This window comes from Elizabethkingia miricola, from assembly GCF_001675285.1.
GTDB lineage: Bacteria > Bacteroidota > Bacteroidia > Flavobacteriales > Weeksellaceae > Elizabethkingia > Elizabethkingia miricola.
In genome coordinates this window covers 232,198-246,943 of the sequence record NZ_LSGQ01000004.1, presented here as the reverse complement: position 1 = coordinate 246,943, position 14,746 = coordinate 232,198, and the positions used below count along the sequence as shown (strand labels likewise).

Sequence of the window (14,746 nt, the reverse complement as noted above, 5' to 3'; positions counted from 1 at the left end):
TTAAATCGTTAATTTGCATAAACAGTTTTACAGTTACACGGTTATGCGGTTTCACGATTAAACAATTCCGCGGTTTCACAATTAGCTGACAACTAACAACCATTTAGCTATTTCTCAAAATAAGCTGTAATGTTTTTCCTGTATACAATAAGTATAAACCCCAGAATAACATTCAGGGCGCTGTTTAGTATAGTAAAACTGTTATTCATATCGGGTAAAGGAATAGAAGAGTGGTCTAATTTTATTTTATAATAGGCAGATGCAATGAAGCTGGTAATATTACTAATAACCAGATAGCCGCCAATTATAAAAAGTCCGGTTGTTATAAGGCTTTTGGAACTTAGATTCTGAATATTTATACTGTTGTTATCGAAGTTTTTATCCAGTTTAAAAAGATCAATTACTTTATCCGGATTCTTAATGAGAAAATATAAGATGCCAAAGCATATGATAATAATAAGTGTTGTATAGACTATTGCGCCCACTGCTTCTAAAGAATCTGAATTAAGGAAAGCTATTGATATCTGAGAAGGAAGAAAAGAAAACAAGGTCTGTATAAAGAAATACAAACCAACAATTTTTATTAATACCCGAAAAAAATCTTTATAAGTCATATGTTTAAAGTATGAAAGTTAATGTAGTAAAAGGTGAATGTGTGAATTTGTAAATTCGTGTAATCGTAAATTTGTTAATCTGTTTATACAATTTTACGGTTCCACGATTAAACAATTCCGCGGTTTCGCAATTAGCTGACAACCAACAACTAATTGCTTATTTTTTAGTGTAATAATCATAAGTTGCTCTGCCAATATCAGAAATAATCTTTTCAGAATCATCGAAGCTCTCATAGGTATTGTGTACAAAGACAGCAATATAAATCTTTTTCTTGCCCGGCAATTCTATTATTCCGTAATCATTAATTGCTCCGGTCATTCCTTCTTTATTGGTGAATGAAGTTCCGGTTCTGTGGGCAATTTTCACTCCTGCCGGAAGATTGCCTTTCAGGCGTTTTTTGCCGCTTGCATTGTTCAGCATGGCATTGTATAACCATTGTGTATGTGCCTTGTTTAGTATTTTACCATTACTGAATTCCTGCAGTAACAGAGTAGCATAATTGGGTGTGATTTTATTAATAAATTGGGAATCCCAATCTTTATGCATGCCTTCTTCATCATTCTTGATGATAAAGCTGCTGCTGTCTATGAATTCCTGAACAGTTTCAGGGCCGCCGATTAACCTTAAAAGAATATCTGTAAGATTATTGTCACTATAAGAAACTGTCCATTTCAACGCTTCTTCCAAAGTTATTGTAATATTGCCTTGTGGGTATTTCTCTTTAAATGGACTCCAGGTATCTTCTAATAGTTCTTCTTTTTTGATGAATAGTTTCTGATCCATGGAAAGCTTCCCTTTTTCTACTTCATGAAGAACAGTAAGAGCTAAGGGGAATTTCACGGTACTCAGCATGGGTAACATCTGATCTCCATTTATCCAGGTAACTTCTTTTGTGTCGGGATCCATAATAGATACTCCAACAGTAGCTTTCTTACCAGAAATAATAGATTCTAAAGTTTTCTTAAGTACTGTATTCTCATGAATCTGAGAGAAAAAAGGCAGTGACATCAATAATGCAATAATGCTCAAAATAGCTTTTTTAGCCATAAAAGTGTGTTATGTTAATTTAGTTTTTCGGAGCCTAAAATAGCTATAAAAACCCAAATTGTGTGAATAGGTGAATATGTAAATTCGTGTAACCGTTAAATCATTAATCTGCTTATACAGTTATACGATTGGACAAATAGTCAATGGGTGAATATGTGAATGAGTGAATTCGTAAAATCGTAAAATCGTTTGTGCGATTAGCTAATTTTACGATTCTATGATTAAACAATTCCACAAATTAACAATCTATAAAATACTCAGCAGATCGTCTTTAGAAAGACTGCTGAAGAATGAAGTCTCGGTGGTAATAAGATCCTGAGCCAGTTTTTTCTTTTTCTTCTGGAGGTTCATCATTTTTTCTTCGATGGTACCAGAGCATATCATTCGTACGGCTACTACATTTTTGGTCTGGCCAATGCGGTAGCTGCGGTCTATAGCCTGATTTTCTACTGCAGGATTCCACCAAGGATCTACAAGATATACATAGTCGGCTTCGGTAAGGTTCAGACCTGTACCGCCAGCTTTCAGGCTGATCAGGAAAACCCGTACTTCTTCATTATTCTGAAAGTGCTGGACTTTAGCACCACGATTCTGGGTTTGTCCGGTAAGGTATTCATAGCGGATGCTTTTTTCATCCAGCTTAGCTTTAATCAGATCCAGCATTTCGACAAATTGTGAGAATACCAGTATTTTGTGTTCTTTGGATTTGTTTTCTATCTGTTCTGTCAGAATCTCAATCTTTACGGCATGATCTCCGGAATGACCATCTTTTAGCAGAACAGGGGAGTTGCATATCTGTCTAAGTCTCGTAAGTCCGGTTAATACATGCATGCTTTTATTATGGATTTCATCTTCATCAGTAGCTGATATAAAGTCCCGGACTTCCTTTTCATAGAGGTCGTAAATCCTGCGCTGCTCCGTATTCATTTCACAATAAATCAGCATCTCCGTTTTCTCCGGCAATTCTGTAGCAACCTGCTTTTTTGTCCTTCTCAGGATAAAAGGTTTTATTTTCTTTTGAAGCTCTATAGCCCGTTTGCTGTATTCAAACTTGTCGATAGGGATGGCATATATATCTTTGAAGTATTGTTTGCTTCCCAATAGTCCGGGGCAGGCAAAAGATAGCTGTCCGTACAAATCGAAAGTATTATTTTCCACAGGGGTTCCGGTTAGTGCAATCCTGTTACGGGATTGCAGCAAACGTGCTGCTTTATACCTTTCCGAGTTTGGATTTTTAATGGTTTGTGATTCGTCCAGAAATATATAGTTGAATCTGAATTTCTTCAGGAATGTAATATCAGAAAGCAACATGCCATAAGTGGTTAGTACGACTTCGTATTTTTGAAAATCTGCTGTACTTTTCTGTCTGTCTGTGCCATAATGGGTTAATACTTTTACAGAAGGTGCAAATTTAGCCAATTCCTCCTGCCAGTTGAAAAGTAGGGAAGTAGGAAGTACCACAAGGCTGGTTGTATGGCCATGCTTTTCTCTTTGCGAGAGGATGAAAGCAATAATCTGTACCGTCTTACCCAGTCCCATATCGTCTGCAAGGCAACCTCCGAAATTATGGATGTCCAGGAAGTTTAGCCAGTCCAGTCCTTCCCGCTGGTAAGTCCTTAGTTCTGCATTCAAAGTTTCAGGTACTGCAACTTCTGGAATTTCTGCATTTGCAGAAAAACTGTGAGTATAGGAAGCTATTTCTGCCTGTACTTCTTTACTCAGAACTTCTTTTTCAAATAAATCCTGTATTTCGGTATAGCTTACTTTAGGGATTTTCAGCAATTCTTCATCAATATCGCCAGCCTGAAAATAACGGGCAATTTTATGTATCCATTCTTCCGGCAGTATTCCAAGAGTACCGTCATCCAGCTGTACAAATTTACTCTTGTTCCGAATGGCTTTGTGTACCTGTTTCAGAGTAGCTTTTTTATGCCCAAAACCTACTTTCAGCTGTGCATTGAACCAGTCTATTCCGCTTGTAACTTCTATAGTGATTTTGGCACGGTGCGCATTGAGTTTGTTATTTTTAATATTGTTGAATCCCAGTATGTTTATGTCCTCGTTTCGCCATGTCTCAAAGGCGTTTAAAAACCATTCATCATCCAGGAACTTATCTTTGTGCAGGTAAAAGTATTCCTGTTCTTCTATTTGTTCTCGGAAATCCGAGTGCTGTTCCATTATTACTCTGGTTAACCGGATTTCAGCATTGTGGTCACGTTCAATTTTAAATTCATTTCCGTTCTGGTCGGTATCCAGCAATTGCTTGCGGGAGTACACCGGAATTTCCACATTGCCGTATTTTATTACCGGTGTAATGGATATATAATTGCCTTCCTGATGCAGATAAATAAGTTTTTCGATTGTGTAATCTTTATGGGCAATTTCCGTAGGTGTTGCCTGACGGATATAGCTATAATTAATCTGTACCCGTTGTTCCAGTTGGGTCAGTATACTCTGCATGAAGACTTCGTATCTGGAGCTGTGGACGAGTAATATTTCGTTGTTGGATTTAAAGAACTGTATCACCCGCAGCATATCAGGATCTGTAATCAGATAATAGGTATTCCGGTAGTAAACAAAATATTCGTTTCGGATAACTACCTGACTGAAGGGAAGTGTTGTATCTCTGAATAGCAATTCTCCGGTTATTTCATAAAAAGGCTCTTTCCGGAAGACATGGAGCTGGATTTCAGCCTGCAGTGTATTCAAATTCACAGGAATTAATGACTTTGCCGATATGCTTTCTGCTATAGCTCTGTCGTGGAGATAAACCTCCAGATTCAATGGATTTTGCACAATATGTCTCAGGGCTTCAGCTTCTGCAGGATCGGTTTCTCCGTACTGATTGTTGAAGCTTGTAATAGCAGTATAGAATTTAATCTCTGAAGCCTGTTCTGCTTTCCACAGCTGCTTCATTACATCGATACTGTTTACCGGGTTTTTAAGCTTTCCGGTCTGGGTCGTATCAGCTTCCATCAGTTGGAAATTCAGCTGATTGTAATAGCGGTGTTTACCAATAACCAGTATCTGCTTTTTGTTGGTGTCCTGTGTGGCCAGATCCTTTATTATGGATGTACGGCGGGGGAGCAGATCTCTTTTCAGAATATGCTCGTCTACCTGCAGTAATTCTTTTATTTTAGGACTTACCTGAAGCCGGCCGTTAAGATAATCCAACCGGAAATATATATCCAGATTGCCTTCTTCTTCCAGTCCATAGCTTTTAGCGTAAGGGAGCAGGGTTTTATGCCGCAGATATGCATCAAAGAAAATGCGGTAATCTTTTTCTTCAAGGAGACAGTGAATAATCTCGGCCTGGTGTATACACAGCTTATCTTCAGCAGAATTACAGGAGCACGATGTTACCAGATTGGAACCTACCTGACTAACAGCTACTCTGGGGAAATCTGACAAAGAAGAACTTTTCGTAAACACACCGGCATTTAGTTCCAGTGCAACAGGATAAATATCCTGAAACTCCTTCACAGCTATAAAATCTGCATTTGCTGTATGCTTTAGCAGATCGTATATATGCAGTGTTCTTATATTAAAGTCCGGTAAGATATATTCCTTAGGCAGTTCCATGCGCTGAATTAGTGAAAAACAAAAGTAAGGATTTTAGTGAAGCTTTACCTCTGTATAAGTACCTCTGAATCTGAAAAAATAAGCGTTATTGTTACAGTGGTATTTTATCTCCGGTAATACCTACTTTGTACCATTTGTTATTTTCGTATAAAGCTGCCTGATGATCTCCTTTGTGCTGATTTACATCTACACCCAGTACTTTTTTATTATAGTAAAATCCAACATTGGTTTTTACAATCGTATGACCCACAATAATTCTTTTTACCTGAAATAAGGATAACGTTTGGTCTACAACTTTCTCATCTACTACAGGCTCTTTAAAGTATCCGCGGTACCAGAAAATGCCATCTGTGCTGTTGAATATTTTCAGAATAGTACTGTCGGTAACAGTATTTTTAAGGTTTTTCCAGCCAATGTAAGGCCTGGCTATTTCATTTAGTTTTTCTATGGTCAGCCCAAGATTGTTAACATCCGGAGAAATGCCACCATGCATACACAGGTTATCGCCGATTTTTTCAATCAGGTTCTTACTTCTCAGCCATTGCCCCAGTTCTGTTTTTTCACTGTATAAATCTGCATAGGAAAGATTTAGCTTTTCCGCATTCAGAAAATATTTCTGATCTACATATTTAAAGTTACCTGCCAGATTCATAATATCATGATTGCCCAAAATAGTATGAACGTAGCCACCTTTCAGTTTAGCTTCCTCTTCCAGTTTATAAAGCAGCCACATTGTTGCAGGTACTTCGGTTCCTCTGTCAAACAGATCTCCGCAAATCACCAGATGTCCGTCTCCAAAGATCCATTCGTATTTTTTATTAATGACTTTGTTGGCCAGTAAGAGATCTCTCAGTGCATCGAATTCGCCTTCAATATCCGAGAGTACCAGCATTTTCTTAGGCTGTGCCGTTACAGAAGGTTCATTCGAAATATTTTGTTTTAGTTTTACTTCAAAATTTTTCTCCGGTGCATCTGAAAAACTGATACGCAGCTTTATAGCTTTCTTATTTTTCTGAAGGTAATGTTCTTTTTTCTGGCTGCCAGCCTCAATTTGCTGCACAAGGATACTGTCGCCTTTATAGCTTACATATGGACCATCGGACGAATTAACAGCTCTTTTTTCTTGTCCTTGAACAGTACATATGCTGAGAGAAAATAACAATAGTAGCGCAGATTTTACAGGAGAAAATATCATGATATAGTATTAATATGAACAAATATAAGGGATAATGGGGAATTGGTTGCTGGTTGCTAATTTGTATAATCGTTTAATCGTGGAACCGTGAAACCGTGAAATTAGTTAATCGTACAAACAAATTAACGATTTTACGAATTAACAAATTCACATATTATAATTGTAAAATCGTTTAATCGTGTAACTGTAAAATTGTTTAACCGCAGAATCGTGCAACTATTAATCGTATAAGCAAATTAACGATTACACAAATTCACAGATTAACTTATTATAATTGTAAAACTGTGTAATCGTGTAACTGTAAAATTGTTTAATCGCAGAATCGTGCAACTATTTAATCGTATAAGCAAATTAACGGTTTAACGGTTACACGAATTTACCTATTCACCCATTCACCCATTCACATATTGCTACACTATTAAATTGTTACATTAATTTTTTATTTTTATATTGAAATTGAATGGATGGTTATGACGGAAAAGAGTACGGAAGAATACCTGATTGATATATTTAAACTAAAAGAAGTTCTTCAGGATAAAGAATGGCGGGGATTGCTGGAAAATGCAGAGGTGAGAACTTATAAGAAGAATGAGGTTATTCTGAAGCAGCATCTGAGATTCACCGATGTACTGTTTGTTGCGGAAGGTATACTGGCTTCGGAATTTACGATGAGGGATAAGACGGTTATCGGAAGGTTTTTTACGCCCGGAAATCTTTGTACTAATTTCGACAGCCTTCTTAATCAAACTGTTTCTCAGTATCAGGTGGTGAGCATGACAAGCTGCAGGGTAATTGCTATTTCAGCTGCACAGTTTATGGAATATTACTATAATGGCAGTAGTGTAGGGAAGGTACTCCGTAAAATCGTGCTGGAGATTATTACCGAAGATATCTGGATGACCAATATAAAGCTGATGTACCAGAAACCAGAGATGATTGCTTTTATGCAACAGCATTATCCCGAAGTTGTCCGTGATGTTCCGTATAAATATGTTGCCTTATTTCTGGGTATTACTCCAGAAGCCTACAGCCGTATTCTAAAGAAAGGGCATAGTCGTATTCTGCCAAAGTCTTAACCATGGTTAAGTTTTTCTATTTGCTTTCGCTACTACATTTGAGGTATAGATAACCCCAAAAAATAAAATTATGATAGCGGAAGAAAAAGAAACTGAAACCTTGTTTTCAACGATTGATCAATTGCTTTCACCAAAGCCCATGATGTTGGAAACCGGAGTGAAAAGACTGGATAACGGGATGCTTCAGGTCTCAGTACGTACAGATTTGCATGGCTGCAAAAGTCGTATGCTGGACTGGTGGTTCAAATATTTTGAAACAACGGTGCATCTGAAATGGTGGCATCCGCATGATCATGTTTCGCATGGCGGCTGGGACAGCTTTTGGATAAAGAATAAAAATTATATCGGAGCTACAATACGGGCTACAGAGTCTTTGGGTGATATTCCGCCATTACCGGCGGTTATCAAATTTCACGATCCTGCAGAAGTATTTAATCCGGTATTATTAGACCAGGCCTATGATAACGAAGATGTAGGCGCTGTAGTATATGCCCGAATTGGCTTTGGAACGAATGCACCTGTAGACCATAATGGTGATCCAGCAGATGGTTATATGTTTCATGTAGCCCGCGATACTCCATTTGGCTGTGTGCTCAGAAGTCAGTTTTATTTGGGTGCTACGGTAGCCGATACACCCAATCCTTTACCTGAGGAAATTGGATTGGGACTTATGCAGCATTGCTATTCAGAATTTACTTACCTGTCCCGTTTTCTGGCTTCTGTTTATTATGCCGAAAATCAGGATGGTGATAAGGCTCCGCTGCCATGGTGAAAGTAAGTACGAATTTAGAAGTTAGAAATTGGAAAAAAGGAAATTGGCTACATGCACTAAGTGATTTCATATGATCAGTCAAAAACTCCCGACTATATCGGGAGTTTTTGTAATTAATCACCCGGATATTTTATTGCTTCCAAAAGTTCTATAGGATTGTTATTTTTTCTTATTGTAAACTGTTTTTGTTTAGTTAGTTCATTAAAATTTGGTGTAACAGGCTTACCTGATTCATCAACAAATTTCATTTTTACTTTACCGGTTTTGGCTTCTTTATAAGGGTCATTATAATAGTCCGTATATACTTTATTTAGCTGATGAATTGTTACAGGAATACTCTTAATTAGTTTTGGATTTTTTACATATAAGTCTTCAGATCCTTTTAGTATTTTTACTAAACTGAATTCGTAATTATTTTTAGTGTCATTCAGAGCAACAATAAGTCCGGGAAGTCCATTGAAAATATAAGGACCTTCATGTACAGGGATGTCAGTTGTAAACCAGGCAATCCAGTCTCTGCCTTTGTATGATGTTGTTGCTTTTTGACATTTCATTTGTCCGATAACTTTTGAATCCTTGGATAGCTTCCAATTAAATTTCGGAAGCTTTTCAGAAATCTCAAAAAGATCTAATAAAATATTGTAATATTTTTTTACACTTCCATTCTTTAAATCTTTTTTAACAAAGAAAACATAATCTCTCGATACAGTCTTTGTTATCTTATTCAGAGCTTCGTTTGAAACAATTGTAGAATCACTTTTATATAATTTGTATGAATAAAATACAGAGTTATCAATATTGTAATCCAATATCATATTCTTAGTTACAAATTCAGCACTAGTAGAATCTGTTTTATATTTCGTATCATAAAAAGCCCGGAAACTTTGGGCAGGTAAAAAACCAATTGTAATAAAAGTCAGACAAGTTTTAATTAATTTCAATTTCATAATATTTTATTGTGGTTTGTTTTAATGGATTTTTCGTCCAATCATTCCAAATACCTTTATATGGGTTATATCCACATTTTAAAGGTTTTGATAAGGGATTTGAAGGTGTTTCTAGATAAGCTCGACAATCTGTGCATATATATCGGTATTCACAATCTTTACAGATTTCAATACTATCCTTTGTAATATTTCTAACAGGGTCTGCTTCTATTACTGTATAAAGATCTTCAATTAAAATATCATTTATATGGCCAATTTCAAGATTAAGCGAAGGGCAGTTTTTTATTGTTCCGTTTCTGGAAATAAACAATTTGTCCTTTAAACAATTATTTACATTTTTTGATTTCGAGAAGTTTTTTATATCGATTAAAAAGTAATCGGTATTAATAATGCCACATAGTTTTTCGTCAGTCAGATTCCTCTCATAATAAATAACATTAAAATAAAAAGGCTTGTTAAGGCTTTTATTAAATGGTGAATTATAAAAGTATAATATCTGAACTCTGGGATTTTTCTCAATATAACTGATTAGCGCAGAATTTTTATCTTCATCCATATAGGGTACCAGAATTTCAATTGTTCTGATATTTGATGATGATAATAATGAAAGTACTTTTTTCAATTTTCTGAAGCTATAATCTATAAAACGGATTTGTATAAATTCAGCACCAATGGATTCTAGTTTCTTATATACATTTTCTATAGAGAATCCTTCATTTCTTGAGTGTTCAATAATAACCTCATTGATCAGTTTAGAAGATTCCCACTGAAGACTTTTATGGTGTCTATTTTTTTCAACAGATATATATCCAAATTTTTCCTCTATAAGGAAGTCAATAATTACTTTAATCTTATCTTCATATAAAATAGAAAGATCATCTTCAAAATAAGAATATACTTCATTTATATTTATTGAGTTCTTAGTATACAAATCACAGAGTAATATATTCTTTGCTCCTTTTACAATCTGGCAATCCTGATATAAAATAAAGAATTTATTCATCATCAAATAATTTTGTGTCTATAAACGGAGTGCTTACCTTATCATAAAGCTTCACTTTCAGACTATTTGTATTGTACCTTTTTGAAAAGATGTGATGCTTCTTGCTGTTAGGTACATTTAACGATATCTTTTTTAAATGTTCTGTGAGCTTAGGAGTTAAAGTAAAATATATTAAGTTAATTCTGTTTTTCATAAGTTTCATAAAGTGTTTTAAGTGATAAAGCGATTTCTTTATCCAAATAAGTATTGTTAAAAACGGAGTGGTATGTGAACTGCCCTGTAGCATTAATTTCAAGGAAAACATAATTGTCATTAGTATCTATAATCATATCAATCGAGGCGCAGTTTAGATCCAGATGCTGTAACATTTTTTGCAACTTAATTTCTACCGATGTTGGCAGAGAATACACTTCATATCTACAATCAAAATGGAGGGCATTTACTCTGTGATCAACTTCATTTTTATTTTCGTCTATAATTCTAGTGGTAAAAAATCTGCCTGTCAAATAAAAGATTCTAAGCTCAAATTTTTTCTCAACTCTTTTCTGTATTAGTGCTGGCGGAAAAAAATCAGGGATATTATCTATATGCTCATTTATTACCTTAGTCCTCATTTGTATAGATTCTCCATTTACCTTTAAATGCCTACAATTTTCAAAAGGTTTTGTTATTAAATCTTTTCCATTATGAAGTTTTATTATTTCAATAAGATCGGACTTTGAAGTAATGACATAAGAATCGGGTATGAGTAGTCCGAATTCTTTGGCTATTTTCATCTGTAGTAACTTGTTTTCTGTCGAAAAGAAAGGACTTGTCAGCCAGTTGATTTTTTTTATCTTTCGTAATTCGTTAAAAAAGAATTGACAAAAAGCTGATGCTTCATAACTGTAAAACTGATTAAAAGACTTTGAGATTTGCTTTGTCAAATAATTTCTTGTAATCTCATCTATGTTGGGCGAGTATTTTCTAAACCATACAACTTTAATTTCATTAATATCAATTCCTTTTATTTTGAATAGATTAGTTTGAAAATCTATTTTTATATCATTATATTGCTCATCATTAATACGAATAAAAGGAGTATTCCATTTTATTAGCCAGTCGATAACAAGGTCTGTAGTTGGCTCAGAATCTCTTGAGATAATTAAAATCATTCAATGCATTTGAAATTATCCATTAAAAACTGAGCTCCATTTTTATTCATTTTATCTGAAATTGTTAATGTAACATCGTTTTTTCTATCACACTGCAATGTTTTTGTATAATATCCTTTTGGGTACGTTTTTTTTCTGCCTACTGAAAGATCTATGAATGCCATGAATTGCATTGGATTATCATGATAAGTTGTAAAAGCGTATAATAATTTTTTAGATGTATGGAAACTCACCACACCTGTTACTTCTTTACTTTGCAGTATTTTGTTGTATTTCTTCTTGTCGTGTGCATGTACATAAGCTCCAAAAATTAGCATTGTCATACGAAGGGATTCATTGGTGTATTTATAATAATTGCCGTTAAAATTACTTCCTTCATATTTAAAATACTGATCACCCTGATACAGGACTGTTTCTTTTGGAATAGAATTGTATAATGCATATTTGCTGTATGAGGTACAGCTATATACAAATAGTAAAAAGAATACTAAGGACATTTGTTTATACGTCTTTAACATATTTCTTATAATATTTTTCTTCATACGTTGACATTTTTAAAAATCATTCAATGCATTTAAAATTATCCATTAAAAATTTAGCATCGCTTCTTGAAGCATTTTCAGAAATAACAAGTGTTATCTTGTTCTTATTATTGCATTTTATGGTTTTTATAAAATCACTGTCAGGGTATTTTTTTTGGCCTGCGGAAATATCAAAGAAGTGTTCGAATACAGTAGCGTTATTATGATAAGTTGTAAAGGCATATAATAATTTGTTCCGGCTTTTAAAAGGTATTTTATTGGTTATCGATTTATCAGCCATCATCTTCTTGTATTGCTGCATATTTTGTGCATAAACAAAATCTCCAAACATAAGCATCGTAATTTTATAATATTCATTGGTATACCGATAGTAATTACCATTTGAATAAAATTCAGATTTTTCCGGGATCGAGTTGTAGGAAGCATATTTACTATATGAAGTACAGCTAACAGCAAATAGTAAGAAGAATGTTAAGGACATATATGTGTATATCCTTAACATCCCTTTTGTCATAAGAAAACCTAATACCATGGGCCAGTGTTCTTTCCTGGACCTGATGGATCTGTAGGTCTATCTCCATCTTCACTACCATCGTCGTCATATTCACTTTCTAATGCAGCAGGTCTTGGAACTGTGATTACAACCTCTTTAATCGTTAAGGACCTGTTTCCACCAACGATTTTAGAACCAAATGTTTTGGTGAATCCTCCCAGTTGTAATTTTTCCCGAAGGTTTTCAATTGATTTGTCTTTTTTCATAAATAAAATATTTAAAATTATGTGTCATTATTGACATTTTAAATTTGATGATATTTATTTGTACAAAAAAAACATTAACATAGTTTAACATTTGCAATATGCTGATTTATAGTTAATTGTATTTTTTTTATTTTGATGATAATGCTTTATGAATGTGATTTTTATTTCTAATCTTCATATTTGTAAATTTTCAAATGGCTGCTTCTTCAATTTGAAATAATTTTATCTTATTTTTGCCCGAATATTCACTAATACGAGGATTCATGGAATTAAATTATAAGCTAGAGGAACAGGATTATTTACAATTGTATATGTATGCTGCATCTAAAAATCAGGTTATAAAGCAGCAGCGACAAAGGGTATTATGGCTTCTGATTATAATCTACATAATTTGTTCGTTGCTTATGTTTAGTATGAGCATCATTTCTTTGTTTGTTTTTATAGCAGCAGCTATTACTGTTACACTTATTTATATATATTACTATGAACGTAAGCGTTATGAAAAATTTTACTTAAAGAATATAAGAACTAATCTTAAAAACAGGATAGGGGTTAACTATAAGACTGTATTTGGCTCTCACGATGTTATTCTGACAGAGCCTAATGCTGAAGCAAAGTTTAAATATCCCAATATAGAACTTGTAGAGGAAATTAATACCTATTATTTCTTTAAAATGAAAACCGGTGAAAGATTCATTGTGCCTAAAAGTGCTATTCAGAACTTTCAGGAATTTAATCAGGTAATCAGCAGATTGTCTAAAGATTATAATATTCAGTTACAACAGGAACTCAACTGGAAGTGGAGATAGGATTGGTTGCTGGTTGTCAGTTGTCAGTTGTTAGTTGTTAGTTGTTAGTTGTTAGTTGTTAGTTGTTAGTTGTTAGTTGTTAAACTGTGTAACCGTTTAATTGTATTACCTCATTCACATATTATAATTGTAAAACCGTGTAATTGTGCAACTGTAAAACTGTATATACGAATTAACGATTACACGAATTCACAAATTAACTCATTGACATATTATAATTGTAAAACTGTACAAGTAAATCAACGGTTACATAAATTCGCATATTTACAAATCTAGTATATTATAAAAACAAAACCTTTCAGGAGTACTGAAAGGTTTTTTGTATATCTGAATTTTTGGATTTTAATCGTGCATTTCACTTTCGACATAGCCTTCATCTTCGATCTGGAAGGTAGTATGGCTAATTTTGAAATTGCTGGTGGCCTGATCGGTGAGTATCCGAAGCATTTGATTATGCGGAATGCTTTGGTCAGAGACAACATGGGCACTCATAGCGTTGATACCAGAAGTTAGCGACCATACATGCAAATCGTGCAGGCTTTTAACACCCGGAACTTTTTCCATGGTACTGCGCAGTTCATTAATGTCTACATCTTTAGGAGTACCTTCCAATAATATATGAATAGCTTCCATCAGAAGTCGCCATGTTCTCGGGAAGATTAGTAGGCCAATACCCGCAGAGATCAGCGGATCGGCATAGTACCAACCTGTTGTCAGCATAACCACACCGGCAATCATTACCCCGACAGAGGTCAGCATGTCTGATAATACTTCAAAGTAGGCACCTTTCATATTCAGACTGTCGCCAGAGCTTTTTCTAAGGATCATCATCCCGGCAATATTTACTAAAAGGCCAATTCCGGCTACGATAAGCATGGCTTTGCTCTGTACCTCCGGCGGGTTCAGGAAGCGCTGATAAGCTTCGTAAAGCACATAAATGGAAATTCCTAAAAGGACTACAGCGTTGATTACTGCGGCTAATATCTCTGTACGGTAATAGCCAAAAGTTTTGGAAGATGTCGCTTTTCGTTCACCAATCCGGATGGCAATATAAGCCAGTAAGAGGCCTACAACATCGGTAAGCATATGAGCTGCATCGGCTAACAGGGCCAAACTATTGGTGATAATTCCACCAATGACTTCAGCGATAAGGTAAAGACCACTGAAGGAAAGTACAATCAGTAAGTTTTTTTTGTGCCTACTGGAGGCTGAGGCTGTTTGTATATTCGTTTCACTCATGGTGTT

At 34.9% G+C, this 14,746-nt stretch carries 14 protein-coding genes; 3 read left to right on the top strand and 11 right to left on the bottom strand.

What is annotated here, in order from left to right:
- Positions 1-107: 107 nt before the first annotated feature.
- The 4 genes from ATE49_RS07090 to ATE49_RS07075 form a co-directional block, all read right to left on the bottom strand.
- The gene (locus ATE49_RS07090) at positions 108-614 is read right to left on the bottom strand and encodes a hypothetical protein (protein ID WP_065081596.1); all 507 of its coding nucleotides are present in this window, start codon (positions 612-614) and stop codon (positions 108-110) included.
- A 157-nt stretch (positions 615-771) separates the two neighbouring features.
- The gene (gene bla / locus ATE49_RS07085) at positions 772-1,662 is read right to left on the bottom strand and encodes a class A beta-lactamase (protein WP_065081595.1); all 891 of its coding nucleotides are present in this window, start codon (positions 1,660-1,662) and stop codon (positions 772-774) included.
- 246 nt (positions 1,663-1,908) lie between these two features.
- Positions 1,909-5,244 carry a DEAD/DEAH box helicase gene (locus tag ATE49_RS07080; RefSeq protein WP_065081594.1) on the bottom strand — a complete coding sequence of 1,112 codons (3,336 nt, stop codon included), beginning with the start codon at positions 5,242-5,244 and terminating at the stop codon, positions 1,909-1,911.
- 91 nt (positions 5,245-5,335) lie between these two features.
- Entirely contained in the window at positions 5,336-6,439 is a 1,104-nt protein-coding gene (locus tag ATE49_RS07075) for a metallophosphoesterase (RefSeq protein ID WP_260255818.1), read from the bottom strand.
- A gap of 470 nt (positions 6,440-6,909) precedes the next feature.
- Here ATE49_RS07075 and ATE49_RS07070 point away from each other — a divergent pair, with 470 nt between their 5' ends.
- Positions 6,910-7,515, top strand: a complete 606-nt coding sequence (locus tag ATE49_RS07070; RefSeq protein ID WP_169817112.1) for a Crp/Fnr family transcriptional regulator — start codon at positions 6,910-6,912, stop codon at positions 7,513-7,515.
- Between the two features lie 70 nt (positions 7,516-7,585).
- Complete coding sequence (locus ATE49_RS07065; protein WP_065081592.1) at positions 7,586-8,287, top strand: DAPG hydrolase family protein; 702 nt, start codon at positions 7,586-7,588, stop codon at positions 8,285-8,287.
- Between the two features lie 113 nt (positions 8,288-8,400).
- On the opposite strand, the gene ATE49_RS07060 is transcribed toward ATE49_RS07065, so the two are convergent.
- From ATE49_RS07060 to ATE49_RS07030, 6 genes are all read right to left on the bottom strand, one after another.
- On the bottom strand, positions 8,401-9,234 hold the full coding sequence (locus tag ATE49_RS07060) for a GLPGLI family protein (RefSeq protein WP_065081591.1): 834 nt from the start codon (positions 9,232-9,234) through the stop codon (positions 8,401-8,403).
- Entirely contained in the window at positions 9,215-10,240 is a 1,026-nt protein-coding gene (gwsS, locus tag ATE49_RS07055) for a grasp-with-spasm system SPASM domain peptide maturase (RefSeq protein WP_065081590.1), read from the bottom strand. Before gwsS ends, ATE49_RS07060 begins: the two co-directional genes overlap by 20 nt.
- 173 nt (positions 10,241-10,413) lie before the next feature.
- Complete coding sequence (locus ATE49_RS07045; RefSeq protein ID WP_065081588.1) at positions 10,414-11,391, bottom strand: ATP-grasp domain-containing protein; 978 nt, start codon at positions 11,389-11,391, stop codon at positions 10,414-10,416.
- Positions 11,388-11,933 carry a hypothetical protein gene (locus ATE49_RS07040; protein WP_065081587.1) on the bottom strand — a complete coding sequence of 182 codons (546 nt, stop codon included), beginning with the start codon at positions 11,931-11,933 and terminating at the stop codon, positions 11,388-11,390. The genes ATE49_RS07045 and ATE49_RS07040 overlap by 4 nt, the downstream gene beginning before the upstream one ends.
- A 19-nt stretch (positions 11,934-11,952) precedes the next feature.
- Positions 11,953-12,414: a hypothetical protein gene (locus ATE49_RS07035; protein WP_260255816.1), complete on the bottom strand. Its 462-nt coding sequence runs from the start codon at positions 12,412-12,414 to the stop codon at positions 11,953-11,955.
- A gap of 41 nt (positions 12,415-12,455) precedes the next feature.
- The gene (locus ATE49_RS07030) at positions 12,456-12,692 is read right to left on the bottom strand and encodes a hypothetical protein (protein WP_065081585.1); all 237 of its coding nucleotides are present in this window, start codon (positions 12,690-12,692) and stop codon (positions 12,456-12,458) included.
- 263 nt (positions 12,693-12,955) lie between these two features.
- Between ATE49_RS07030 and ATE49_RS07025 the strand changes: the two genes are divergently transcribed.
- A complete protein-coding gene (locus ATE49_RS07025; protein ID WP_065081584.1) occupies positions 12,956-13,501 on the top strand; it encodes a YcxB family protein in 546 nt (181 codons plus the stop codon).
- Between the two features lie 342 nt (positions 13,502-13,843).
- On the opposite strand, the gene ATE49_RS07020 is transcribed toward ATE49_RS07025, so the two are convergent.
- Positions 13,844-14,740 carry a cation diffusion facilitator family transporter gene (locus ATE49_RS07020; RefSeq protein ID WP_065081583.1) on the bottom strand — a complete coding sequence of 299 codons (897 nt, stop codon included), beginning with the start codon at positions 14,738-14,740 and terminating at the stop codon, positions 13,844-13,846.
- Between the last annotated feature and the right edge of the window lie 6 nt (positions 14,741-14,746).

Coding starts and splice junctions, on each gene's coding strand:
- ATE49_RS07090 (WP_065081596.1), bottom strand. CDS start 614: ATGACTTATAAAGATTTTTTTCGGGTATTAATAAAAATTGTTGGTTTG.
- bla (WP_065081595.1), bottom strand. CDS start 1,662: ATGGCTAAAAAAGCTATTTTGAGCATTATTGCATTATTGATGTCACTG.
- ATE49_RS07080 (WP_065081594.1), bottom strand. CDS start 5,244: ATGGAACTGCCTAAGGAATATATCTTACCGGACTTTAATATAAGAACA.
- ATE49_RS07075 (WP_260255818.1), bottom strand. CDS start 6,439: ATGATATTTTCTCCTGTAAAATCTGCGCTACTATTGTTATTTTCTCTC.
- ATE49_RS07070 (WP_169817112.1), top strand. CDS start 6,910: ATGACGGAAAAGAGTACGGAAGAATACCTGATTGATATATTTAAACTA.
- ATE49_RS07065 (WP_065081592.1), top strand. CDS start 7,586: ATGATAGCGGAAGAAAAAGAAACTGAAACCTTGTTTTCAACGATTGAT.
- ATE49_RS07060 (WP_065081591.1), bottom strand. CDS start 9,234: ATGAAATTGAAATTAATTAAAACTTGTCTGACTTTTATTACAATTGGT.
- gwsS (WP_065081590.1), bottom strand. CDS start 10,240: ATGATGAATAAATTCTTTATTTTATATCAGGATTGCCAGATTGTAAAA.
- ATE49_RS07045 (WP_065081588.1), bottom strand. CDS start 11,391: ATGATTTTAATTATCTCAAGAGATTCTGAGCCAACTACAGACCTTGTT.
- ATE49_RS07040 (WP_065081587.1), bottom strand. CDS start 11,933: ATGAAGAAAAATATTATAAGAAATATGTTAAAGACGTATAAACAAATG.
- ATE49_RS07035 (WP_260255816.1), bottom strand. CDS start 12,414: ATGTCCTTAACATTCTTCTTACTATTTGCTGTTAGCTGTACTTCATAT.
- ATE49_RS07030 (WP_065081585.1), bottom strand. CDS start 12,692: ATGAAAAAAGACAAATCAATTGAAAACCTTCGGGAAAAATTACAACTG.
- ATE49_RS07025 (WP_065081584.1), top strand. CDS start 12,956: ATGGAATTAAATTATAAGCTAGAGGAACAGGATTATTTACAATTGTAT.
- ATE49_RS07020 (WP_065081583.1), bottom strand. CDS start 14,740: ATGAGTGAAACGAATATACAAACAGCCTCAGCCTCCAGTAGGCACAAA.